We start from the raw sequence: 22,179 nt of genomic DNA, 5'->3' as shown, positions 1-22,179 counted from the left end.
GGCCGGAGCGGGCGGCGACGCCGGTCACCCCGAGCAGGTACACCATGATCAAATTGGAGAGTCCGAAATACGGAAACATCAGCCACGCCACCGCCGTGCAGAATGCGACGACGGCCGTGGCGCGGCCGTAGGTTGACCAGTCCATCTCATGGGCTCGCTCCACCCTGGCAACCGGCACGAGCGGAGCCCCCACCCGACTGATAACATAGATATCGATGTCGCCACTGCCGCGCATCAGGGCGTCCACGATGGAACCTGCCGTGATCCGCCTCCACAGGGAGCGGCTCGGCTTCCCCAGGATGATCTTGGTGACGTTACGCGCTTTGGCGTACCGCAGGACCTCCTCACTCTCATTGGCCCGCACCCCGCTTAAGGTCACCGCCTCCGCCCCAAGCGCCTCAGCCAGCCGGAGCGTCTCGCCGACACGCCTGCGGTCCGCCTCGTTGAGCCGCGCATGCGCGGACGTCTCAACATACACCGCGATCCATTCCGCTCGCAGCGCCGCCGCCATCCGCTTGGCGGCCCGGACGGTCTGGGCCGCATGGGGACTCGGACTGACCAGGACCATCAGCCGCTCCGTGACGGGCCAAGTCGTGGGGATGGCCTGATCACTCATATAGGCGCGCATCTGCGCGTCCACTCGGTCGGCCGTGCGCCGGAGGGCCAGTTCCCGAAGCGCGGTCAGATTGCCTTTCCGGAAGAAGTTGTCGATCGCCTCCTTCGCCAACTCCGGGACGTAGACCTTGCCTTCCTTGAGACGCTGGAGCAGGTCGTCGGGGGGCAGGTCGATCAACTCGATTTCATCGGCCTGCTCGATGACCGAGTCGGGAATCGTTTCGCGCACGACTGTCCCAGTAATCTTGGTGACGACGTCGTTGAGGCTCTCGAGGTGTTGGACATTCAGCGTGGTGTAGACGTGGATCCCGGCGTCGAGCAGTTCCATAACGTCCTGCCAGCGCTTCGCGTGTCGGGTGCCCGGTGCGTTGGTATGCGCCAGCTCATCGACCAGGATTACCGTGGGGCGGCGGGCGAGCGCGCCATCCAGGTCGAACTCCACAAGCGTGGCGTCGCGGTACTCGAGGCGGCGAGGCGGCAGCACCTTGAGCCCCTCAAGGAGCGCCTCGGTCTCGGGTCGGCCGTGGGTTTCCACCCAGCCGGCCACGACATCCACGCCCTCAACGCGCTGTTCGCGAGCGGCTTCAAGCATGGCGTAAGTCTTGCCGACACCCGCGGCTGCGCCCAGGAAGACCTTCAATCTCCCGCGCTTCTCACGCGCCGCTTCTTCCTTTACGCGAGCCAGCAGAGCATCCGGGTCTGGTCGATGTTCGGGCATGACAGTCACGACTCACAGGTCATCCGTGCTATCGCATGGTATCCAACGCCACATTTAATTGTAGCACGTTGACTCGCGGCTCGCCCAAGATGCCGAGCTGGCGCCCTTCGATATGCTGCTCGACGAGGCGGCGCACCGTGGCTTCGTCTCGTCCGCGCGCCCTGGCGACCCGCCGGACCTGATAGAGTGCGCTAGCCGGACTGATGTGCGGGTCCAGTCCACTGGCTGACGCCGTGACCAGATCTACGGGGATAGGGGTCTGGTTGTTTTGGTCGGCCGCGCGCAGGGTCTCAACGCGCAACTGGATAGCCTTCCGTAACGTCTCATTCGTTGGGCCGAGGTTGGAACCTGAGGAGGCCCCGGCATTGTATGGGAACGGCGCTGTGGCCGAGGGCCGTCCCCAGAAGTACCTAGGGTCGTCAAACGGCTGCCCGATGAGGGCGGAGCCCACGGTTTGGCCTGACTGAACGATGAGGCTGCCATTGGCCTGACTCGGGAAGAGCTGTTGGGCCACGCCCGTGACGATGAGCGGATAGACGAGCCCCGTGAGGATCGTGAAGAGCGCCAGCAAGACGATCGCCGGTCGCCAATGCGCACGCATACCATCTACTCCCCTGTCTGGTAATATCGTTGACTGGACTTAGGGAAAGGCCAGGAGCAAGAGATCGATGAGCTTGATTCCGATGAACGGCGCCACGAGCCCCCCAGCCCCGTAGATCCACAGGTGGCGTCGCAACAGCGCAGCCGCGCCGACCGCCCGATAGCGGACCCCGCGGAGCGACAGCGGGATCAGCGCGACGATGATCAGCGCGTTGAAGATGACGGCCGAGAGGATGGCGCTGGCTGGCGTGGCGAGCCGCATGATGTTCAACGCGCCCAACGCCGGGTAGGTGGTCGCAAAGGCCGCCGGGATGATCGCGAAGTACTTGGCCACGTCGTTGGCGATGCTGAAGGTCGTGAGGGCCCCCCGCGTCATGAGCATCTGCTTCCCCGTCTCGACCACCTCCAGGAGCTTCGTCGGGTTCGAATCCAGGTCCACCATGTTGCCGGCCTCTTTCGCCGCCTGCGTCCCGGTATTCATCGCTACCGCGACATCCGCCTGGGCGAGCGCCGGGGCATCGTTGGTCCCATCGCCCGTCATCGCCACCAGGCGGCCCTGCGCCTGCAAGTCGCGGATCAGCGTAAGCTTCGCCTCAGGCGTCGCCTCAGCCAGAAACTCATCCACGCCTGCCTCCGCCGCAATCGCGGCCGCCGTCAGCGGGTTGTCGCCGGTGATCATCACTGTCTTGATCCCCATGCCCCTCAGCTCAAGGAACCGCTCTCGAATGCCGCCCTTCACGATGTCCTTGAGCTGCACGACACCGAGTACGTTGGCCCCGTCAGCGACCACCAGCGGGGTGGCACCTTGCTTGGCGATCGTGTCCACTTTGGCGCGAATGTCCGCCGGGAACTTCCCCCGAAGGCGCTTCACATACGCCTCGATAGCGTCGGCGGCGCCCTTTCGGATCTCGCGGCCGTTGAGGCTCACCCCGCTCATCCTGGTCTGAGCGGTGAACGGAACAAAGGTAGCTCCGAGGGTTTGGAGGTCGCGCTCCCGAAGGCCATATCGCTCCTTGGCGAGGATAACAATCGAGCGGCCCTCAGGCGTCTCGTCAGAAAGCGAGGCGAGCTGGGCCGCATCCGCCAGGGCCCGCTCATCGACCCCCTGCGACGGCATGAAAGCGGTGGCCTGGCGATTGCCGAGTGTGATGGTGCCGGTCTTGTCGAGCAGCAGGACATCAACATCACCGGCGGCCTCCACGGCGCGCCCTGACATGGCGATGACGTTTTTCTGAATCATCCGGTCCATCCCGGCAATGCCGATGGCCGAGAGCAGCCCGCCGATGGTCGTGGGGATCAGGCAGACGAGCAGCGCAACGAGGACCGTCACCGTCACAGGGCTGCCCTGCCCGGCGGCTTCGGCGCTGTAGATCGAGAACGGCAGCACGGTGGCGGTCGCGAGCAAGAAGATGATGGTCAATGCCGCCAACAGGATGTCCAGCGCGATCTCGTTAGGCGTCTTCTGACGTTTGGCCCCCTCAACCAGTGCAATCATCCGATCCAGGAAGGCTTCGCCAGGATTCGCCGCAATCCGTACGATCAGCCAGTCAGAGAGGACCTGGGTCCCTCCGGTCACCGCATTGCGGTCACCACCGCTCTCGCGGATGACCGGCGCGCTCTCGCCGGTAATCGCCGCCTCGTTCACCGAGGCGATCCCTTCGAGCACCTCGCCATCGGCCGGGATCGTATCGCCCGCCTCCACCAGCACTACGTCACCCTTCCGCAATGCCGTGACCGGGACCATCGTGTGCTCGCCGCCCCGCTCGGGACGCGTGAGAAGCTTGGCCTGGACGTCCCGCCGCGCCTTCCGCAGCGATGCCGCCTGCGCCTTGCCCCGCCCCTCGGCCATCGCCTCGGCGAAGTTGGCGAACAGCACCGTGAACCAGAGCCAGACCGAAATCGCCAGGATGAACCCGACCGGCGCCTCACCTCTGCCAAACAGCGCCTGGATAAACAGTCCTGTTGTCAGCATGGAGCCGATATAAACCACGAACATAACCGGGTTGCGCACCTGGCGCTGCGGCGCGAGTTTGCGAAAGGCATCGACCACGGCCTGACGCACGATGGCGGGATCGAATAATGAGCGAGCCTTGCCTCGAGCGGCCATCAGATCTCTCCTGACTATGACGACATCATAATCAGATGCTCCACGATGGGTCCCAGGGCGAGCGCCGGGAAAAACGTCAACGCCCCGACGATGACCACAACGCTGATGAGAAGCACCACGAAGAGGGGCGTGTGGGTGGGGAGGGTCCCCGCGCCGGGCGGAACAGGCTTCTTGGCGGCAAGCGACCCCGCGATCGCCAGGGTCGGGATGGCCAGCCAGTAGCGAGCAAAGAACATTGCCACCCCCAGCGAGATGTTATAAAAGGGCGTGTTGGCGCTGAGCCCGGCAAAGGCGCTTCCGTTGTTGTTGCCGGCCGACGAAAAGGCGTACAGGATCTCGCTGAAGCCGTGGGCGCCGGGGTTTGAGATCCCGGCCTTGCCGCCACTGGTGACAACGGCGACTGCTGTGCCAAGCAACACCAGGGCGGGCGGGATCAGGATCACCAGGGAGGCCATCTTCATCTCGTAGGCCTCGATCTTCTTCCCCAGATACTCGGGTGTGCGCCCTACCATGAGGCCCGCCACGAATACGGCGATGATGGCGAAGACCAGCATGCCGTACAGCCCGGAGCCGGCGCCACCGTAAATAACCTCCCCAAGCTGTATCAGCCATATCGGAACCAGGCCGCCCAGCGGCGTGAAGGAGTCGTGCATCGCATTCACCGAGCCGTTTGAGGCGGCCGTCGTGGCGGTGGCCCAGAGCGCTGAGTTGACGATGCCGAAGCGGACCTCCTTCCCTTCCATGTTGCCGCCCGCGTGCAGTTCGCTGGCATGCTGGTCGATCCCCAGTCCGGTCAGCAGGGGATTTCCGCCTTGCTCAGCGCCGACGCAGAGGGCGAGCAGACCGACGAACATGATGGTCATGGCCGCGAGGACGGCCCAGCCCTGGCGCGTATCCTTGACCATGACCCCGAAGGTGTGACAGAGGGCCATAGGGATCAACAGGATGGCCAGCAGCTCGAGGAAGTTCGAGAGAGGCGTCGGGTTCTCGTAGGGATGCGCCGAGTTGACATTGAAGAAGCCTCCGCCATTGGTCCCAAGTTGCTTGATGGCGACCTGGGATGCGACGGGGCCGAGTGCGATCACCTGCTCTGTGAACACAGCCTTTTTCGTCACTGGTCGGCCCTTGTCATCGAGCACAGGCTTCCCGTCTTTATCCGTCACCGGTTCATCATAGGTAGTCGGTTGAACGACGCTCGCCTTGGCGTATGGCCCAAACGTCTGCACGACCCCCTGCGACGCCAGCGCCAGGGCGAGAACGATCGAGAGCGGCAGGAGGATGTAGAGGATGGTACGGGTGAGGTCGATCCAAAAGCTCCCGACCGTCTGGGTGGAGCGACGCGCCAGCCCACGGATCAACGCCGCCAGCACCGCCATGCCGGTTGCGGCTGACACGAAGTTCTGGACGGTGAGCGCGAGCATCTGGGTCAGATAGCTCATCGTGGTCTCGCCTCCGTAGCCCTGCCAGTTGGTGTTCGTAGCAAAGCTGACGGCGGTGTTGAACGCGGAGTCGGGCGAAACGGCTCCAAGCGACTGCGGATTCAGCGGAAGCAGACCCTGCATCCGCTGGAGGGCATAGACCACCAGCAAACCCGCGAGGTTAAAGAGCATCATTGCCCATGCGTATGTCTGCCACCGCATCTCGTCGTCAGCCCGGACCCCAGAGAGGCGATAGATCCACCGCTCAAGCGGGCCAAGGAGTTGATTGAGGCCGAACGGTCGGCCCTCATAGACGCGGGCCATGTAGGCGCCGAGGGGTACGGCGAGGGCGGCCAGAATCATGAGGTACAGACCCAACTGCGCGTAACCGTTCGCGGTCACGAGAAGACCTCCGGCTTGAGCAGCGCGACGACCAGGTAGATCAACAGGCCAAGCGCCACAATCCCACCGAGCAGATACAGCCCAGTCATAGGTCTCTCCTAAAGACGCTCACACAGCCTGATCAGCACCCACGAAAGCGCGAAGCAGGCGAGGGCCAAGCTCACATAGATGAGATCCAGCATCATGGTCCTCCTGACTCATCGTGATTAATCGAGTTGGTAGGGGACGTTGGTTACCACAACCCCGCGTTTAAAGAGTAAGGCCATCCGCAACCACATGGCGGCTTGAGTGTGCATGAGGTTATGCCACCGGCGGCGGGGCACGAACTGCGGCACGACAATGGTGATGGTCTCATTGGGTTGACGCTGAGCCGCGATCTCCTCGATGTAGCCAACCAGAGGTTCGAGGAACAGCCGGTAAGGGGAATGCAGGACGATGAGGCGGACCCCCTCTCCCCACCATTCCCACTTGTTACGCACCCGCTCGGTATCAGTCGGATCCATGGAGACGTAGACCGCCGTGATGTCGTCGGAGAGCGATCGGGCGTAGCGGAGCGCGGCGACGGTGCCGCGATGGACGCCGCTGATGGGCATGATCACCCGATGTCGCGACATGCGCTGGGGCGCGCCGAAGTCCTCCAACGACAGGTGCGCGGCCAGGTCCCGGTAGTGGTGGTGGATGGCGAAGAACACCACGACCATCGCAGGCACAAGGAGGACGACGATCCACGCGCCGTCGCGGAACTTGGTGACGGTAAAGACCAGCATCACGACTGCCGTGCAGAACGAGCCGAATCCGTTAATCCCCATCTTGAACGCCCAGCGTGGATCATGGCGGAGCGTCGAGCCGCGCTCCTGCACCTCCTGGCCAGGCGCGAGGCGGCCAACCTTCCGCCAGCGACGGGCCATGCCGGCCTGCGAGAGCGTGAAGGAGAGGAATACCCCGATGGCGTACAGTGGGATCAGGGCGGTCACGCTGGCCTGGAACAGCACGATCAGGAGCGAGGCAATGAGGGCGAGGACCACGATGCCACGCGAAAAAACGAGCCGGCTGCCTCGGTAGGTGAGTTGGCGGGGCAGGAAGCCGTCGCCGGCATGCAGGGCACACAACCGGGGAAAGTCGGCAAAGGCCGTGTTGGCGGCCATGACCAGGATGAGGGTCGTGCCTGCGATGGTGGTCAGATAAAGCAGTCCCTGCCCATGGAATACTGTGCGGGCCAGTTGCGAGATTACCGTCTCCTCCTCCCCGGGGATGGTGCCAACCTTGACCGCCAGGAAGGTGATGCCCAAGAAGAGCGTACCCAGGACGGCTGACATCCAGATCAGCGTAATCCCCGCGTTGTGGCTTCTGGGCTCCTTAAATGCCGTGATGCCGTTCGAGATGGCCTCCACCCCCGTGACGGCAGTGGTGCCGTTCGAAAAGGCATGGAGGATCAAGAAGAGCGTCACCGAGGCCATCTCCGGGGCTCGCAGGGACGGCGGATTGACGACCGCATCAAGGCTCCCCGTCATGTAGCGGTAGAAGCCGATCCCGATAGTCAAGAATATCATCGCGAGGAAGAAGTAGGTGGGGATGGAAAAGGTTACGCCGGATTCTTTGACACCCCGCAGGTTGATCACCATGATGAGCAGGACCAGCACAACGGACAGGATGACCCGATAGGGGAAGAGGGATGGGTAGGCAGAGGTAAGCTGGGCCACACCCGACGCGACAGAGACGGATACCGTGAGGATGTAATCGGTCAGGAGCGCCGCGCCCGCCGTCTGGGCAGGGAGCTCGCCAAGATTGTCCCGCGCGACGATATACGCGCCCCCGCCGCCCGGATAGGCGTGGATGGTCTGTTCATACGAGAGGGTGAGGATCGTCAGTAACGCCACAATCGCGATGGCGATCGGAAAGGCGTAGACGAAGGCGGCTGCACCCACCGCGGCCAGGACGAGCAGAATCTCCTCGGTGGCATAGGCGGTCGATGACAGCGCGTCGGAGGCGAACACGGCCAGACCGATCGTCTTGCCGATGGTCTGGTGAGGCGCGTCCGCACTGGCAAGCGGACGGCCAAAGAGCCATGTACGCCACGAGGAGGGCGGTCGGTACTCTACGACACGCTCGAATACCTTGAGTTCAGTCTCTTCGTCGAGCATAGGCATCGTATCACTCCATCTCTACAGGTGCGCACACAGCCTGATCAGCGCCCACGGAAGCGCAAAACCGGCGAACGCCATACCCAGATGTACGAGATCCAGCATCATCTCCTCCCGTCGCTCTCCCCGTCCCTTAATCAACTTAGGATCGGGGGACGCGTCCGGTCAAATCAAAAGGCCGTTAAGATCGACGCCCGGAGTATCAAGGAGTTGTAAATAAAGATGATCGGTAAGCTGACTTGCAGTAACGATGGTGGAAGCGTGGCCTTGACCCGAGTTGAGGGGGTATGAAAGAATGCACTTGAGGTGTGAGAATCCAAAAGCGCCCAGAGAGAGGGGAACGAGCATGAAAAAGCGATATCGCCTGACAGGAATGCTGTGGCTCGTGGCTGTTCTGCTGATGGGTAGCCCTGCTCTAGCCGATGAAACCTGCCAGTCACCGTTCCTGCCCAAGGTCACCGGACAGGAAGACTATGTCTACGTCTGGACGCTGGGGGTTGAGGGCGTCGCCGACGGCAACGACAGCCTCGTCACCGTTGACACGAACCCCAAGTCCAAGACCTACGGGCAGATTATCCATCGGGTCTCCGTCCCAGGGCAGCACGAGGCCCACCACGCCGGCTTCACCGACGACCGGCGATACTTGTGGGCCGGAGGTCTGGACGACAGCTACATCTTCATCTTCGATGTCGCCTCAGATCCGGCCAAGCCTAAGCTCGTCAAGACCATCAAGAGCTTCGTCAAGGATACGGGCGGCCTGGTCGGCCCCCACACGTTCTACGCCCTGCCGGGACGGATGTTGATCTCGGCGCTCTCCAACGCGAAAGACAGCTCAGGCCGGACAGGGCTGGCGGAATACTCCAACGAAGGGCGTTTCATCCGGACGATCTGGATGCCGAAGGAGGCGCCTTATGGCTATGACGTGCGGGTCAACATCAATCTGAACCGCATGCTGACTTCCGCCTTTGCCGGCAAGAAGAACTACATGCGACCGCTCGGTGAGCTGGTCAAGGATGCAGAGGCCATGAAGGAGTTCGGCGATACGGTGGTCGTGTGGGATTTCCATGCCCGCAAACCGCTGCAGATCCTGCAAGTCCCCGGCGCGCCGCTTGAGCTTCGCTGGGCGCTGCTGCCGAACCACTACTATGCCTTTACGGCAACGGCACTTGCTCACCAGCTTGTCCTCATTCACCAGAAGGAGGACGGCACCTGGGCTGCAAAGTCTATCGCCGACCTCGGCGACACGCTCCCGGTCGATATCAGCATCGCGCCGGACGATAGCAAGCTCTACGTCGCATCATTCATGGACGGAATGTTGAGAGTGTACGATATTTCGAACCCATTCGAAGCCAAGCTGATCGGGCAGGTGAAGCTGGGCGAGACGGCCAACATGGTGTCCGAATCGTGGGATGGCACGCGAATCTACGTCACCAACTCGCTGCTGTCGAAATGGGATAAGCCCGGCGACTATTGGCTCAAGGCCTATGCGTGGGAGAACGGAAAGCTCGTACACAAGTTCACCACGGACTTCAACTCGGTGGGACGGGCTCACCTGATGAACTTCGGGAGCAAGGCTCTGCGCGCCGGGCCTGAGTAGCCATGCGTTGCCCGGAAAGTTCCTCGAGGTCATTGCGAGGGACCCAGAGCGAAGCGAAGGGGACCGAAGCAATCTCGCAGTGCAACTACGGTGAGATTACCGCGCTCCCTTCGGTCGCTCGCAATGACAACTCACGGCGCGGGAGTCCTCGCATCGGACTTTCATGCTCACGGGCGCGGAGGCGGTACTGGTTGATACCGACTGGTATCTGGATTGCGGCGACTCTTCTCGCGCCCGATTTCCGGACGGTCAATGCCCACGAGATCCCGGAATTGGAAGAGACCTATATGCAGGGCGTCTTCTCGCCCAAGTTCATCCCGCCTGCGGCCGGGAGCTACGACCTTCCCGCGATCAAGCGCGTCCCGCCGGTCCTCCTGATCAATGCCGCCGGTCGCCGCGTCAACACCGCGACCCTCATGCACGGCAAGGTGGCGGTCGTCAGCTTCATCTACACGGCCTGCACCGACCGGCTTGGCTGTCCTCTGGCCAGCCTTGCGCTCCGGGAGCTTCAGGCTCAACTGCTGCGCGAGGGTCTCCAGGACCGGGCCGTGCTCCTGTCCATCAGCCTGGACCCTGAACACGATACCCCGAAGCAGCTTACCGATTACGGACGCATCTTTGGGGCGAAGCCGTCATTGTGGCATCTGCTGACGGCCCCCTCAGATAAGGTTCTCAAGATGACGCTGGAGAGTTATGGGCAGGATCGAGCGAGGGTCTATGACGAGGAGGGTCGCTTCACCGGCCGATACCGTCATGTCCTCAAGGTGTTCCTCGTGGACCAGGAGGGGCAGGTCCGCAACATCTACAGCGCGGGCTCCCTGGTTCCCCAGGTCATGGTCAACGACATCAAGACGGTGCTGGCCGCCAAGACCGCCGATCAGCGGGAAGCCAGGTAAGCCAGGTCAGAGAGGATGGAGTGAATCCCGGTCCGACGGCCTTAACCGCTCGCAGCGCATTCCGCTCCGCCCTTGTCGGCAGGAAATCTTCGATCAGCCTGCGGTTGCTGGTCATGTGCTCTCTTCCAAGCACCGCCGGGCTACTTCGAGGAACTCGCTTGCGCGCCGAATCACCTCTTCGACTTCCTCGGGCCGGATCGCCTTATCGACCTCGTAGTCCGCAATGATCCGCTTTTCAAACGCGAGCAAGAGCCACTGGTGATATTTCGCGTCCACAATTCCGGGCTTGGCGAGGTGCTCACCGAAGGCGGCATGGACACCGGCGTGCTTCCTGAATGTCAGCCCTCGTTCGAACAGCAGCGCCTCAGCGGCGTAGAACCTCGCGTAGTAGGCGCGGGCCATCGCCGCTTCCGTGTCCGGGATCGCAAGGGTCCTGCGCGCTGTCTCGATGGCGCGCGCGGATTTATCGAGAAGCTTCCCCGTCGCTTCCTTCACGCGGCGACCGCCTCGCCCCTGACGTTGGTCAGGAACGGTGTATCTCCCTGGCGCCACTCCCGCTCCCGGAGAAACACCTTGCTGATGCTCACCCCATACCGCAATGACAGCTCCGCACCCAGCACCCCGGCGCGATCGATCTGCGCGCCGTAGCTCTCGTAATCGTCGAGAACGACCAGTACGTCAACGTCCGATTCCTCGTCCGCCTCTCCCCGGGCATAGGAGCCGAACAGGTACAGGCCCTTCAGACGATTGCCGTAGAGCACCTGCAGCCCATCCTTCAACTCCGCTATGAGTGTCTTTACGTCGGCCTTCATCGACTCGGCTTCCTTATCCGCCTGCAACCTGCTTTATCGCCTCCGCCGACATTTCGGGGAAGCGGTAGATAGATAGTTAGACCTCAGGAGAGACGCCGTGCGCGGACGGCTGGTAGTACGGATTGGTACCGCCCGCATGGTCGGTCGTATCGAGGACCTGGCGGATCTCCGGAACCGCCTCCTGGATCGCCACAGCAACCCCCTGCTTGAGTGTCATATCGGCCATCCCGCAACCGTGACACCCGCCTCCGAAGGTGATGTAGGCGATACCATCCTTGACGTCGAGCAGCGTCACGTATCCGCCATGCGACGCCACGCCCGGATTGATCCTGGTGTCTATCACCCGCTGGACAGCCGCCGCTACAGGATCCTTCCATCCGGAGTTCGGGTTGTCGATCTTGAAGCCGCTCTGGTTGATCCCCTCGATAAAGTCCACGGTGGCGCCCTGGAGCTTCGGCGCGCTCTCGGCATCGACATAGACCTTGAAGCCGCCGGCGTCGATCACCGTGTCGTCGGCCCCTTTATCCCTCTCGGCCATAAACCCAAGCCCGTAGCGAAAGCTTCCAGGGCCTCCCCCTGTCACCACCACACGCACCCCTATATCCGGCTGGCTCTCCGCCTCCATAAGTTCGAGGATCTTCTTTTTTGCCGATTCAGTGATCGTGAGCATCTGTTCCTTCCTCCGGGGCTTAACGCCCATACATATTGGTTCAATCTCGGTGTCATGTCAAAGTCGGATCACTTTTATGGTAGACGCAAAGGTCCCTTCACGTCAACTCGAAGAGCCTATTCAGCATGGCGCGATCAGTAGCCTTGCGCCCTTTCGTTTTTTTCTCTTTTGCGATACTATATCGACCTTGGCAATATGTGGTCTGATCCGAACCAACTCCGGCATCCTGAATGTCAGTACGTTTTCAGTGAGGCGTTTCGTGACTTCACCCGCGCGCTGGCAGCCCAGCGACGTCTCGTGGTGACAGACAGGTCAACTCGTATCAATTTATCTAAGGAGGAGCACTCAATGGCGTACGAGGCAAGAAATTATGAGCAGTTGCTGGGAATCGAGGGATTGAGCGATCCGCTCATGAAAAATCATTTTACACTCTACCAGGGGTATGTCGCCAATACCAATAAGCTGGCTGATGCGTTGAGTCAGATGCTGAAAGAAGGGAAGACCGCCGCGCCGGAGTACGCAGAGTTGAAGCGGCGGTTTGGCTGGGAATTTAATGGAATGCGCTTGCATGAGTACTATTTTGGGAATATGGTCAAAGGTGGAAAGGGTCTGGATTCGGCCTCAGAGCTATATCAGAAGCTCGCAGCCGACTTTGGATCCTACGACAACTGGCAGAAAGACTTCAAGGGAACGGGAACTATGAGGGGGATCGGCTGGGTCGTCTTGTACCTGGACCCGGTCGCCAATCGAATGTGCAATGTCTGGATTAATGAGCACGACACCGGTCACCTGGCCGGGGGCGTCCCGCTGCTGATTATGGACGTGTTTGAACACGCCTTTATGATCGACTACGGGCTCAAGCGGGCTGATTACATCGAAGCCTTCTTCAAGGGCATCGATTGGTCTGCTGTGGCACGGCGGTACGCCAATGCGCCGAAGGCGGCCCTATAAAGCAGACTGAGAAAGATGAGCCTGTACTGGGACGACACGTACGAAATTGCCCAGGCCCTGATTCAGTCGCATCCTGAGCAGGATCCGCTGGAGGTCCCGTTTACCACTCTGCACAGGTGGATCACTGAACTCGCGGATTTCGACGACGACCCCAACGGCGTCTCGGAGGCCAAGCTGGAGGCGGTTCAGATGGCCTGGTACGAGGAGGTGACAGGCTAAACTCTCACGTCGGAGTGGCGCCCTGATGCCTGCCCAGTCATACGACACGCTCCAGGGGACGCTGGAGCGAATCACCTATGTCAATGAAGAGAACCACTATGTGGTGGCCAGGCTCCAGGTGTCGGGGCGTCGCGACCTGGCCACCATTGTCGGTAACCTGCCAACCGTCACGCCGGGCGAGACCCTCAAGCTGACCGGTGAGTGGGTCCAGCACACCAGGTACGGCGAACAGTTCAAGGTCGAGGCGTTCGAAACCATCACCCCCGCCACCGTGGCCGGAATCGAAAAGTACCTGGGCTCCGGCCTCATCAAAGGAATCGGCCCGGTCTTCGCCAGAAGGCTGGTGGAGGCCTTCGGCATTGACACCCTGCGCATCATTGAGGAGGAGCCTTCCCGCCTGCTGACGGTGGATGGGATCGGCGAGGTCCGACTTCACCGAATCCGCACCGCCTGGGAGGAGCAGAAAGAGATCCGGGAGGTGATGATCTTCCTGCAGGGCCACGGCGTCTCCTCCGCCTATGCCGCCAAGATCTTCAAGACCTACGGAAAATCCTCCATCACCATTGTCCAGGAGAACCCCTACCGGCTGGCTAAGGATATTTACGGAATCGGATTCAAAACCGCGGACCGAATCGCCCAGGCGATTGGGATTGAGCCGCATTCGCCCCTCCGGGTAGAGGCTGGCGTGATCCATGTCCTGAACGAGCTGGCCGGAGAGGGCCACGTCTACTACCCGCTCGATGCCCTGACGAAAGCGAGCGTCAGCATTCTGGAGGTGGACGAGGATCTGGTGACCCAGGCGGTTGAGCGGCTTCGACACGAGGAGCGGGTCATCTGCCTGCCTGTGCGTGACCGCACGCAGACAGGTGAGCCGGGGCCGCAAGGGGTGGCGGTCTATCTCGCCTCGCTGTACGCAGCGGAGGAAGGGGTCGCTCGACGCCTGCAGACCTTGGCTGAAGGCGGCGCGCTCCCTACGGACATCGATATCGAACGCGCCATTCTCTGGTCGGAACAGGTCAATAGGCTGAGCCTGGCGGAGCAACAGAAAGAGGCCATTCGTGAGGCCCTCATACGTAAGCTACTGGTCATCACCGGCGGTCCCGGCACCGGCAAGACGACCATCCTGAGATGCATCCTGCAGATCCTGGAAAAGAAACATCGCCGAATGCTCCTCTGCTCTCCCACTGGGCGAGCGGCGAAACGGATGAGTGAGGCCACGGGGCGGGAGGCCAAGACCATCCATCGCCTCCTGGAGTTCAGCCCCAAGGACGGCCGGTTCAAGCGGGACCACCACAGACCACTGGAAGCCGATCTGGTGATCGTGGACGAGGCCTCGATGATCGACGTGGTGCTGATGAACTCCCTCCTGAAGGCCATCCCTCCGGATGCCGGTCTGATTCTGGTGGGTGACGTGGACCAGCTCCCATCGGTGGGGCCTGGCGCCGTGCTGCGCGACATCATCGCGTCGAGCCTCGTACCGGTGATCCGGCTGTCCGAGATCTTCCGGCAGGCCCGGGAGAGCCAGATTGTGGTCAATGCCCACCGGATCAATCGTGGGGAGATGCCGTTCTGCGCTGATTGGGAGGCGCAGGAGCGAGGTGACTGTTACCTGCTCGCCAAACAAGAAGCTCTGGAGGTCCAGGCGGCAATCCTGGAGCTGGCGTCGAGCGGTCTGCCAACGCGGCATCGCGTGGATCCGCTGGAGGAGTTGCAGATCCTGAGCCCGATGCAGAAAGGACCGATCGGCGCCATGCAACTGAATCAGGTGCTGCAAGCGCTCCTGAACCCGTCAGGGCCGGAGTTACTTCGCGCCGGTCGCCTCTACCGTCGCGGGGACCGCGTGATGCAGATCAGGAATAATTATGAGAAGGACGTCTATAACGGCGACATTGGCCGGATTATCAAGCTTGATCTCGAGGATCGCGAGGTCACCGTCCGGTTTGACGACCGCCCGGTCACATACGATTTCAATGAGCTGGATGAACTGGTGCTCGCCTACGCCGTCACGATCCACAAGAGCCAGGGCAGCGAGTATCCGGTGGTCATCATCCCGGTTCACACCGCGCACTACGTCATGCTGCAGCGCAATCTGCTATACACGGCGATCACGCGAGGCAGGCGCCTGGTCGTCCTGGTAGGCACCAAAAAGGCCATCGCCATCGCCGTAAAAAACCAGAAGATCCAGCAGCGCTACACGGGCCTCGTGGCGCGACTGCAAAACGGTCTGTGTGTCTGCCCTGTAGGGGCGACCGGTCGGTCGCCCCTGCCTTCCGAATGAGGTCATCGGTGAACGCGCACAATCATGCGGATATCGACGAAGAGACCAGAGGTGCGCAGATCCTGGCGCTGCTGACCGAACGGCGCGAGCGACTTGCCGCGCGGATCCGCCAGGCGCTCCACGAGCGGCGGGAGGAGTCGCAGATGCGGGATGCGCCGGGCTCTCACGGCTGGGGGGCGGCCCCGGAAGGTAACATCAGCCTGGCCATGGTGGCACAACAGCAGCAGCTCCTGGCCCAGATCGACGCGGCGATCCAGCGCCACAAGACAGGGACCTACGGCCGCTGCGCCGGCTGCAGCGAGGAGATTCCGCTACCTCGCCTGCAGGCCCTCCCCTTCGCCCAGCGTTGCGCAGCCTGCCAGGAAGAGTGGGAGGAACAACGGTGAGTGTCTGTTCAGTCGCGACGACGACCTCCGCACCGGTATCATGGAGGACACCATGCGGCGCTATCTAAACAACGCCTCCCAGCATCGTCACACCACTAAGGAGGCGTTCGGATAATGCCTGGTCATTTCACTCGAAGAAGAAGCCGCGTAAACGGATGAGGGGGCCTTTGTTGGATTGGTCCAGCGCCATCTTAGCCGTCAGGCCTCTTGCGCCGCTAAAGCGCCGCCCGACCAATGACAGAAATCGGCATCCCCTAGTGCGTGGCAGAATGCGTGACGGTAATTCGATTCACCTTGATCTTCGCATCGTGTCGTTCTGCCTGAGCAAGGTCATACTCCATCTGTAGACCGAGCCATACCTCGGGGCTGCTGCCGAAGGCCTTAGAAAGCCGGATCGCCATCTCCGGAGATATCCCGGCTTTCTCGTTCACCAGGTTGTTAAGGGCCTGCCGCGTCACGCCAAGGCGTTTCGCTACCTCTGTCACTGTCACGCCAAGTGACTCGATGCACTCCTGGCGGACAATCCTTCCAGGATGGGGGGGATTCTTCATGCGCATGCCGTGTTCTCCTTTTTTCATTTCTAATGGTAGTCGATCAGATCTACATCGTATACGTCGCCTTCCTCAAAGCGAAAGATAACGCGCCAGTTTGCCCGGACACTCACGCTACAGAAGCCTGCGAGGTTACCCTTAAGCCGGTGCAGTCTGAACCCTGGCAGGTTCATATCTTCGAATCTTCTGGCGCGGTTCAACACGAACAGGATATTTTCGATTTTCTCGATCAGGTCCGGGGAGATACCCCTGACATCACCATGTTGAAACAGCCGTCTCAACCCCTTATGCCTCAACCGTCGAATCATAATTCAATATAGCATGAATAGTGATAAGTGTCGATTGTCGTCACGAAAGCCCATTTCACCGTGATCGGCATTTCTTTCTGATCGCTGGACCCACTGTCTAAGGCTACCTGTATCTGGAAGTCGAAGGAACCCACCGGCGCTGCGTACCACATCTGCCCGGTGCCAGGACCAAGGCTGAGGCCCCGTTAAAACGTCCCGCCCACGAGGCTGAAGATAAGCGGTGCGATCTCACTCATGCGAGCAGGGCTTACGATTCGTCGTCCTCTTCGTCGTCGCTGCTCTCCTCTTGATCCTCATACTCAGAGGACCAGGATACCGCATCATCCGGAACCGTTCTCAGTGCCGGGGGCGCTGATTTGCTGAACAGCGCTACCACCCACACGGACCGCCCATCGGAATCGAAGATGAAGGAGACGGCGCTGTCATACCGCTCCGCTATCGCCCGGACCTGGGGGTGTGCTCGCCGGACAGTGGCGAAGAACCGTTCCAGCGCCTTCCGCTCCTGCAGCGCGATGGCGTTCAGCGCCAGTTCCACCTGCTTCGCCGCGATCTCCGCTTCCCGAAGCTTGAGCCTGGCCTCCTCCACCCGCTGTTGGGCCAGCCTCAGTTGCTGGTCAAGCAGATCGTGGGCTTGCGACCTGAGTTGCAATATCTGTGCGTGCTCCATCAAGGCATCGCTGTCGGTGATCCTGATCCGCTTCGGCGACTTCGGTACCGCAATCCGTACATCGCTCATCGTCGTCCCATCCTTTCGGTGGTATGAAATAACAAGAGCTTCGCGCCTCACTGATAGTTTCAGTCTACACCAGCCCTGTGGCACCTTCGGCCACAGGAAATTCTGCACGCAGTAAATGATTTACTATTATTGTCATGCCAAGCTTTGCTCTTGACGTCTTTCTCAGCTCTAAGATAGAGTAAGCTGCTTTAAGTTCCCTAAGCTGCTTAAGGAGCCTCTGAGAGTCTCGTTTGTAGCAGTGTAATCGTCGGGGGAGAGCGATGCGACGCAGCCGCCAGGCCATTCGACTTCAGGGTCTCCTGAAGGCTCTCCAGGAGGGCGAGCATCCGCACGTCGAGCATCTCGCCGCCCGCTTCAATGTGCGCCGCGAGACCATCTACCGCGACCTCCGGGTCCTGGAGGAGGTCGGCTTTCCCATCTCGGGCGACGCCCACGGCGTCAAGAGCCACCCCCGCCTGCTGGCCGGCTCATCCATAACCACCGTCAGCATTCCCTTCACCATTGGAGAGTTGCTCGCGTTTGCCTTCGCCGCGTCGGCCACGGACTCCTTCGGGGGCACCCAACTCCACGACGACCTGCAGACAGCCGTGGCCAAGGTCAAGACACACATCCCGGGACGCGAGCTGGATCGCCTTGCGCTCACCAGTCCCCTTTTCAGCCCCTATCAGAAAGGCGCCAAGTCGTACCAGTCTCACCGTACCACGATCGCGACATTATGCCAGGCGATGCTGGAGCGACGCCGCTGCCTCGTAGAGTATCAATCGCCCCAACGGGATGCGCCGTCCCGGTTCCAGCTTGACCCCTACCGGTTGTTTGAGTTTCACGGCGGGCTTTACCTGTTCGCCTTTGTCCCAGCCCACCGGGCTGTCATCACCCTGGCAGTGGAACGGATCAAGAACCTCACTCCAACCGACGACCCCTTCACCATCATCAAAGGCTTCTCCTTTGAGGCGCTTCGGGATAAGGCGTTCGGAGTCACGTCGGAGGAGCCAATGAACGTCGTCCTCCGCTTCCGGAAGGATCAAGCTCCCTACATCCGCGAGCGGATCTGGCACCCGACCCAAAATCTCACCGAGCTTCGCAATGGCGACCTGCGTCTCAGCTTTCGGGCCGGTGGAAAGATCGAGATTATCCGCTGGATCCTGAGCTGGGGCAGCGCCGCAACAGTCCTTCAGCCGAAGGCCCTGCGCCAGTTGGTGGCTGAAGAACTCCGGACCGCAGGCACACTGTATCGCTAATAGTGTGACCTTAGCTGCCACAGGAAACGTGTACACTTGCCGTACGTGGACGACCCAGTGGTCAGAACCTTCCGCGGGGTGATTGTGAAGGAGACGAAAATGGAGCAGAAGGGCAAAGCCCGACTCACTGGCAAGCAGCGGGAGCAGATGCAGCAAGATTACGCTGCCGGTGGCTTGACTTTGGAGGCCATAGCCAGAAAGTACGGTTGCAGCAGAGGCCTAGCGTGGATCGTGTGCAGTCGCACTGGCCAGCGCTGGCGGCAGACCGTGTAGGGGGATAGATGATAGCGCCAACGCGACAGGTGAGTGCTGAGGTCTTCTGGAGCACTCGTGACTGGATAGAGGCAATCGCCGAACTACCAGTCGAGGGCCCGCTGGCCTCTCGAACCGTGCTGGTGCCGAACGAGCGCGTGGCGCATTCACTTCGACGCGAGCTCCTGTGCGCCGGACATCCCGACGCGCTCGCCGGAACGCGATTTCTGACCCCTGTCATCGCGGCGGTCGAGGTCCTCTGTGGCGCGGGGATCACGTTCAGGGCGGAAGAAGAAGCTCTCCGGAAGGCCCGGCTGCTGGCGCTGTTCCGGGGCGGACTCCAACTCGAGCACTTTTCGCTGGACCTTCTCCGCTCAAAGCCGGGTTGGGATGAGGCGTTCGCGCGGACCGTCTCGGATCTCGAGGGTACTGGCCTGAGACCGGAAGATCTCGAAGGGCCTGGGGCAATCCCCAGATTCCGGGATGTTGCAGCCGTTTGGCGTGCTTTGGACGCGTCGGCTGGTCAGTCTTGGACGGACGCGCGGATATATCTGGAAGCCGCCGTCGCGCTCGAGCGCAATCCAGGCCTTTGGCCGTTTTGCGGACCGACGCTGGCGCCCGTCACCGGACACGTGACCGCAGTTGAGGGCCGATTCCTCCGAGCAATTCCACAGATCGCGCTGGGTCTGCTCGTCGCGCGACCGGTCCGCCCACACTACCTGGAACGACTTGAGGCGCTTTTCGGAAGTCCGGTGGGCGACGCGCTCAGGTCAACAATCGCACCTCGGTCGAGCAGCAGTGAGCGTGACCTCCTCGTATCGTATCTGTTCGAGCCCCCTGCGGTGCTGGCCGACCCCACACGTCCCCGAAGCGCCGGGCCGGACGGGACCGTCTGCCTCGAGGAGCACGCTGGCGTCGAGGAGGAGATTGAGGCCACGGCAGACTGGGTGGCCCGGCAAATCCTGGGCGGGACACCGCTCGAGGAGATCGCCGTGCTGGTACCGGCGCCAGACCCGCTTGTCGGCTTCGTCGCGGAGCGGCTCCAGCGTCTCCCATGGCATGACGGGTCCCTTCCCGTGCATGTCGCAGGGGGGCTCCCCCTTACAAATACCGCAAACGGTGCCCGCGTACTCGCTATCATCCGCGCACTTCGTGCTCATCTCTCTGGCGCTGCGCTTTCTGATGTCTTACCTGCCCTCCGAACGACTTCTCCGGATGCCCGCCACCTTTCGCGCGGAGCGGCGACGGATCTCGTCTGGTCGCTGGGTACGGTTGGAGGGAGCCCCGCACGTCCCTCGGGGGCGCTCGAGTGGGGCACACGCGCCATCGAGCGCGAGGCGGAACTCGAAGCCCAACTTGTGTCGGCTCGTGAGGCTGCCGATGATCCAGAAGGTTCAAGTCTTGCGAGGACTGCGCGCGATCTCGAGCGGCTCCTTGTTGACCTGCGAGCCGTGCGCCCAGCGCTGGAGGCGATGGTTGGCGTCGCCACACTCCTTGTCGAGAACGCCCCACTCGACGTCCTGTGGCCCACTCTGCATACATTCCTCGATGAGTGGTTGCTCCAGCCGGGCGAAGGCCCACCAGCTCATGCACTTTTGAATGAACAGCTCGCCGCGATTACGGCGGAGGCCGATTGCCGCGCTCTCACAGGTGAGGAGGCGCTGCGGCTTATTGAGGAATCACTCAGATCGATTCGGATACCGGTCGGTCGCTTCGGTGAGCCGGCGGTTTACATAGGAAGTGTTCTCGAAACCACTGGACTCGTCTTCCGGGCGGTACGCGTAATTGGTCTCGCAGAAGGACACCTTCCTCCGCAGACGGGTGAGGACCCTGTCATTTCGGATTCACTGCGAGCGAGGCTGACGGTCCCGGCGGTGGAGGGCAGAACCACCCTCCCACCGACGGCAGCCGACAGAGCCCTCGAAGCCCTCCATGCCTTCGACATCGTCATGCGCAGTGCTGGTGGTCGAATCGCCCTCTCCACTCCCCGGCTGGATGTCGCGCGGTCGCAGCGTGAGCCCTCGTCTGCGCTGTTGGAAGCCGCTGCAGCGCTTGGGCGCCCCAACTCTGCGACCGGTGCACGCGGCGCCGTCATTCCCGATTTCGTAGCTCTTCAGCGCGATGCGTTTCTCCCTGCCAGGCGCGCGGCGCGCGCATTCCGAGAGCACACACCGCTGGGGGAATCGGCTTGGCAAGATGGCGTGGCTATGGGCGCGATCGGCATGCCGGCATGCTGGAACGGGTCGCAAGCGCTTGACCTCGGGCGCATCACAGCACTCTGCAACGCTGAGGAGGCCGGGCCACAGGATGGAATCCTCGGCATCCAAGGGACACCTGTCGCCGTTCCCGGACTGCACCCCGACCGGCCGCTCTCGCCCTCAGCCCTCCAGACGCTCCTCCAATGTCCCTATCGGTTCGCGTTGAGTACCCTGCTCGGCCTCGAGGAACCAGCATCGGCGCCCCCTCTACGGGACATTGGCCAGCCCATATATGGGGGTCTTCTGCACCACGTTGCTGAAGAGTTTTATCGAATCCACGGGTCCGCCTTCTCGGCCCACCAGGGTACCCTGAAAGCTTGGCTTCCGCAGGCGAATAAGGTTGTGAAGCGTCTATTTGAAGAGTTCTTACGGCAATACCCCCTTATGGGTGGAGCAGTCCAAAGCCGGCAGCATGACCGGCTGCAAGGCGATATCCACGATTTCCTCAAGTACGATTGGGGCAAGGCTGGTTCGCGCCAATTTGTGGCCGTCGAGCGCACCTTTGGGCGACCGACCCCGGTGGAGCTGCCGCTCGGTCGTCGCTCACTTTTCGTGCGCGGCCGGATTGATCGCCTTGACGTCGAACAAGGACGAGCGGTCGTGCGCGACCTCAAGTCTGGTCGTCCTCATCCCCGCTTGGGTAAGGAGACCGATCCGAAACCCATCCTGGACATTCAACTGGCCGTCTATGGTCTCGTCACGCACCTCCTCGCCGATCAGTGGCAGATCCCGAGCCGGATCAGCGCTGCCTATGTCTACATTGGTCGAGGGGCCGAAGAGCGCTCCTTCCACGACGACTTCCACCAAACCCTGGAGCCGGCCGCTCAGGCGTGGCTGGAGGTGGCAGCCACCTTACTTGAAGGACGCCTGTTTCCACGCACGCCGAATGCAGATGACTGCACCTACTGCTCATTCCGTCCTGTGTGCGGAAATAAGGCCTACGAGCGGGCTGCTCTTGTCCTTGCCAATGGCGGCAAGCCGCTCGCAGGATTTGCCACAATGAAGGGCCTTGAGGCGGAGAACTGA

Annotated in this window: 20 protein-coding genes; 8 read left to right on the top strand and 12 right to left on the bottom strand. The window is 61.6% G+C overall.

Annotated elements, in window-relative coordinates; translation table 11 throughout:
* From KGL31_05565 to KGL31_05540, 6 genes are all read right to left on the bottom strand, one after another.
* On the bottom strand, positions 1-1,342 hold a 1,342-nt coding region (locus KGL31_05565; GenBank protein MDE2321371.1), incomplete at its 3' end, for a sensor histidine kinase KdpD.
* 19 nt (positions 1,343-1,361) lie between these two features.
* Positions 1,362-1,934: a potassium-transporting ATPase subunit KdpC gene (gene kdpC / locus KGL31_05560; protein ID MDE2321370.1), complete on the bottom strand. Its 573-nt coding sequence runs from the start codon at positions 1,932-1,934 to the stop codon at positions 1,362-1,364.
* Positions 1,935-1,973: 39 nt separating this feature from the next.
* Complete coding sequence (gene kdpB, locus KGL31_05555) at positions 1,974-4,040, bottom strand: potassium-transporting ATPase subunit KdpB (GenBank protein ID MDE2321369.1); 2,067 nt, start codon at positions 4,038-4,040, stop codon at positions 1,974-1,976.
* Between the two features lie 14 nt (positions 4,041-4,054).
* Positions 4,055-5,860 carry a potassium-transporting ATPase subunit KdpA gene (gene kdpA / locus KGL31_05550; GenBank protein MDE2321368.1) on the bottom strand — a complete coding sequence of 602 codons (1,806 nt, stop codon included), beginning with the start codon at positions 5,858-5,860 and terminating at the stop codon, positions 4,055-4,057.
* Positions 5,857-5,949, bottom strand: coding sequence for a K(+)-transporting ATPase subunit F (kdpF, locus tag KGL31_05545; GenBank protein MDE2321367.1), 93 nt, complete (start codon positions 5,947-5,949; stop codon positions 5,857-5,859). Before kdpF ends, kdpA begins: the two co-directional genes overlap by 4 nt.
* A gap of 117 nt (positions 5,950-6,066) precedes the next feature.
* A complete protein-coding gene (locus KGL31_05540) occupies positions 6,067-8,007 on the bottom strand; it encodes an APC family permease (GenBank protein ID MDE2321366.1) in 1,941 nt (646 codons plus the stop codon).
* 340 nt (positions 8,008-8,347) lie between these two features.
* Between KGL31_05540 and KGL31_05535 the strand changes: the two genes are divergently transcribed.
* Complete coding sequence (locus KGL31_05535; protein ID MDE2321365.1) at positions 8,348-9,598, top strand: selenium-binding protein; 1,251 nt, start codon at positions 8,348-8,350, stop codon at positions 9,596-9,598.
* 191 nt (positions 9,599-9,789) lie between these two features.
* Entirely contained in the window at positions 9,790-10,494 is a 705-nt protein-coding gene (locus tag KGL31_05530; GenBank protein ID MDE2321364.1) for an SCO family protein, read from the top strand.
* 111 nt (positions 10,495-10,605) lie between these two features.
* On the opposite strand, the gene KGL31_05525 is transcribed toward KGL31_05530, so the two are convergent.
* The 3 genes from KGL31_05525 to KGL31_05515 form a co-directional block, all read right to left on the bottom strand.
* Positions 10,606-10,989: a HEPN domain-containing protein gene (locus KGL31_05525; GenBank protein ID MDE2321363.1), complete on the bottom strand. Its 384-nt coding sequence runs from the start codon at positions 10,987-10,989 to the stop codon at positions 10,606-10,608.
* The gene (locus tag KGL31_05520) at positions 10,986-11,306 is read right to left on the bottom strand and encodes a nucleotidyltransferase domain-containing protein (protein MDE2321362.1); all 321 of its coding nucleotides are present in this window, start codon (positions 11,304-11,306) and stop codon (positions 10,986-10,988) included. Before KGL31_05520 ends, KGL31_05525 begins: the two co-directional genes overlap by 4 nt.
* 76 nt (positions 11,307-11,382) lie before the next feature.
* Positions 11,383-11,976, bottom strand: coding sequence for an iron-sulfur cluster assembly accessory protein (locus tag KGL31_05515; GenBank protein MDE2321361.1), 594 nt, complete (start codon positions 11,974-11,976; stop codon positions 11,383-11,385).
* A 348-nt stretch (positions 11,977-12,324) separates the two neighbouring features.
* Here KGL31_05515 and KGL31_05510 point away from each other — a divergent pair, with 348 nt between their 5' ends.
* Genes KGL31_05510 through KGL31_05495 form a run of 4 tightly spaced genes read left to right on the top strand, consistent with a single transcriptional unit; the run spans position 12,325 to position 15,810 of the window.
* Positions 12,325-12,927, top strand: a complete 603-nt coding sequence (locus KGL31_05510) for a superoxide dismutase (protein MDE2321360.1) — start codon at positions 12,325-12,327, stop codon at positions 12,925-12,927.
* Positions 12,928-12,942: 15 nt separating this feature from the next.
* Positions 12,943-13,146, top strand: coding sequence for a Fe-S cluster assembly protein IscX (gene iscX, locus KGL31_05505; protein MDE2321359.1), 204 nt, complete (start codon positions 12,943-12,945; stop codon positions 13,144-13,146).
* Positions 13,147-13,171: 25 nt separating this feature from the next.
* Positions 13,172-15,424 carry an ATP-dependent RecD-like DNA helicase gene (locus tag KGL31_05500; protein ID MDE2321358.1) on the top strand — a complete coding sequence of 751 codons (2,253 nt, stop codon included), beginning with the start codon at positions 13,172-13,174 and terminating at the stop codon, positions 15,422-15,424.
* An 8-nt stretch (positions 15,425-15,432) separates the two neighbouring features.
* Entirely contained in the window at positions 15,433-15,810 is a 378-nt protein-coding gene (locus tag KGL31_05495; protein ID MDE2321357.1) for a TraR/DksA family transcriptional regulator, read from the top strand.
* Positions 15,811-16,064: 254 nt separating this feature from the next.
* On the opposite strand, the gene KGL31_05490 is transcribed toward KGL31_05495, so the two are convergent.
* The 3 genes from KGL31_05490 to KGL31_05480 form a co-directional block, all read right to left on the bottom strand.
* Positions 16,065-16,367, bottom strand: a complete 303-nt coding sequence (locus KGL31_05490; protein ID MDE2321356.1) for a HigA family addiction module antidote protein — start codon at positions 16,365-16,367, stop codon at positions 16,065-16,067.
* A 23-nt stretch (positions 16,368-16,390) separates the two neighbouring features.
* Positions 16,391-16,669 carry a type II toxin-antitoxin system RelE/ParE family toxin gene (locus KGL31_05485; GenBank protein MDE2321355.1) on the bottom strand — a complete coding sequence of 93 codons (279 nt, stop codon included), beginning with the start codon at positions 16,667-16,669 and terminating at the stop codon, positions 16,391-16,393.
* Between the two features lie 247 nt (positions 16,670-16,916).
* Entirely contained in the window at positions 16,917-17,405 is a 489-nt protein-coding gene (locus tag KGL31_05480) for a hypothetical protein (GenBank protein ID MDE2321354.1), read from the bottom strand.
* Positions 17,406-17,665: 260 nt separating this feature from the next.
* On the opposite strand from KGL31_05480, the gene KGL31_05475 reads away from it, so the two are divergent.
* Together KGL31_05475 and KGL31_05470 are read left to right on the top strand one after the other, a co-directional pair.
* Complete coding sequence (locus tag KGL31_05475) at positions 17,666-18,643, top strand: WYL domain-containing protein (GenBank protein ID MDE2321353.1); 978 nt, start codon at positions 17,666-17,668, stop codon at positions 18,641-18,643.
* A gap of 281 nt (positions 18,644-18,924) precedes the next feature.
* The gene (locus KGL31_05470) at positions 18,925-22,179 is read left to right on the top strand and encodes a PD-(D/E)XK nuclease family protein (protein ID MDE2321352.1); all 3,255 of its coding nucleotides are present in this window, start codon (positions 18,925-18,927) and stop codon (positions 22,177-22,179) included.

The sequence above is a fragment of the Candidatus Methylomirabilota bacterium genome (assembly GCA_028870115.1).
Classification (GTDB): domain Bacteria; phylum Methylomirabilota; class Methylomirabilia; order Methylomirabilales; family Methylomirabilaceae; genus Methylomirabilis.
Note: the sequence above shows the minus strand (reverse complement) of the source record. Positions and strands in the feature narration are given on the sequence as shown.

Bases quoted from the DNA above. Each gene is read 5' to 3' on its own strand.
- KGL31_05515 (MDE2321361.1), bottom strand. From the start codon at position 11,976: ATGCTCACGATCACTGAATCGGCAAAAAAGAAGATCCTCGAACTTATG.
- KGL31_05520 (MDE2321362.1), bottom strand. From the start codon at position 11,306: ATGAAGGCCGACGTAAAGACACTCATAGCGGAGTTGAAGGATGGGCTG.
- KGL31_05500 (MDE2321358.1), top strand. From the start codon at position 13,172: ATGCCTGCCCAGTCATACGACACGCTCCAGGGGACGCTGGAGCGAATC.
- iscX (MDE2321359.1), top strand. From the start codon at position 12,943: ATGAGCCTGTACTGGGACGACACGTACGAAATTGCCCAGGCCCTGATT.
- kdpF (MDE2321367.1), bottom strand. From the start codon at position 5,949: ATGACTGGGCTGTATCTGCTCGGTGGGATTGTGGCGCTTGGCCTGTTG.
- KGL31_05535 (MDE2321365.1), top strand. From the start codon at position 8,348: ATGAAAAAGCGATATCGCCTGACAGGAATGCTGTGGCTCGTGGCTGTT.
- KGL31_05480 (MDE2321354.1), bottom strand. From the start codon at position 17,405: ATGAGCGATGTACGGATTGCGGTACCGAAGTCGCCGAAGCGGATCAGG.
- KGL31_05540 (MDE2321366.1), bottom strand. From the start codon at position 8,007: ATGCCTATGCTCGACGAAGAGACTGAACTCAAGGTATTCGAGCGTGTC.
- KGL31_05485 (MDE2321355.1), bottom strand. From the start codon at position 16,669: ATGATTCGACGGTTGAGGCATAAGGGGTTGAGACGGCTGTTTCAACAT.
- kdpB (MDE2321369.1), bottom strand. From the start codon at position 4,040: ATGGCCGCTCGAGGCAAGGCTCGCTCATTATTCGATCCCGCCATCGTG.
- KGL31_05490 (MDE2321356.1), bottom strand. From the start codon at position 16,367: ATGCGCATGAAGAATCCCCCCCATCCTGGAAGGATTGTCCGCCAGGAG.
- KGL31_05510 (MDE2321360.1), top strand. From the start codon at position 12,325: ATGGCGTACGAGGCAAGAAATTATGAGCAGTTGCTGGGAATCGAGGGA.
- KGL31_05470 (MDE2321352.1), top strand. From the start codon at position 18,925: ATGATAGCGCCAACGCGACAGGTGAGTGCTGAGGTCTTCTGGAGCACT.
- KGL31_05475 (MDE2321353.1), top strand. From the start codon at position 17,666: ATGCGACGCAGCCGCCAGGCCATTCGACTTCAGGGTCTCCTGAAGGCT.
- kdpC (MDE2321370.1), bottom strand. From the start codon at position 1,934: ATGCGTGCGCATTGGCGACCGGCGATCGTCTTGCTGGCGCTCTTCACG.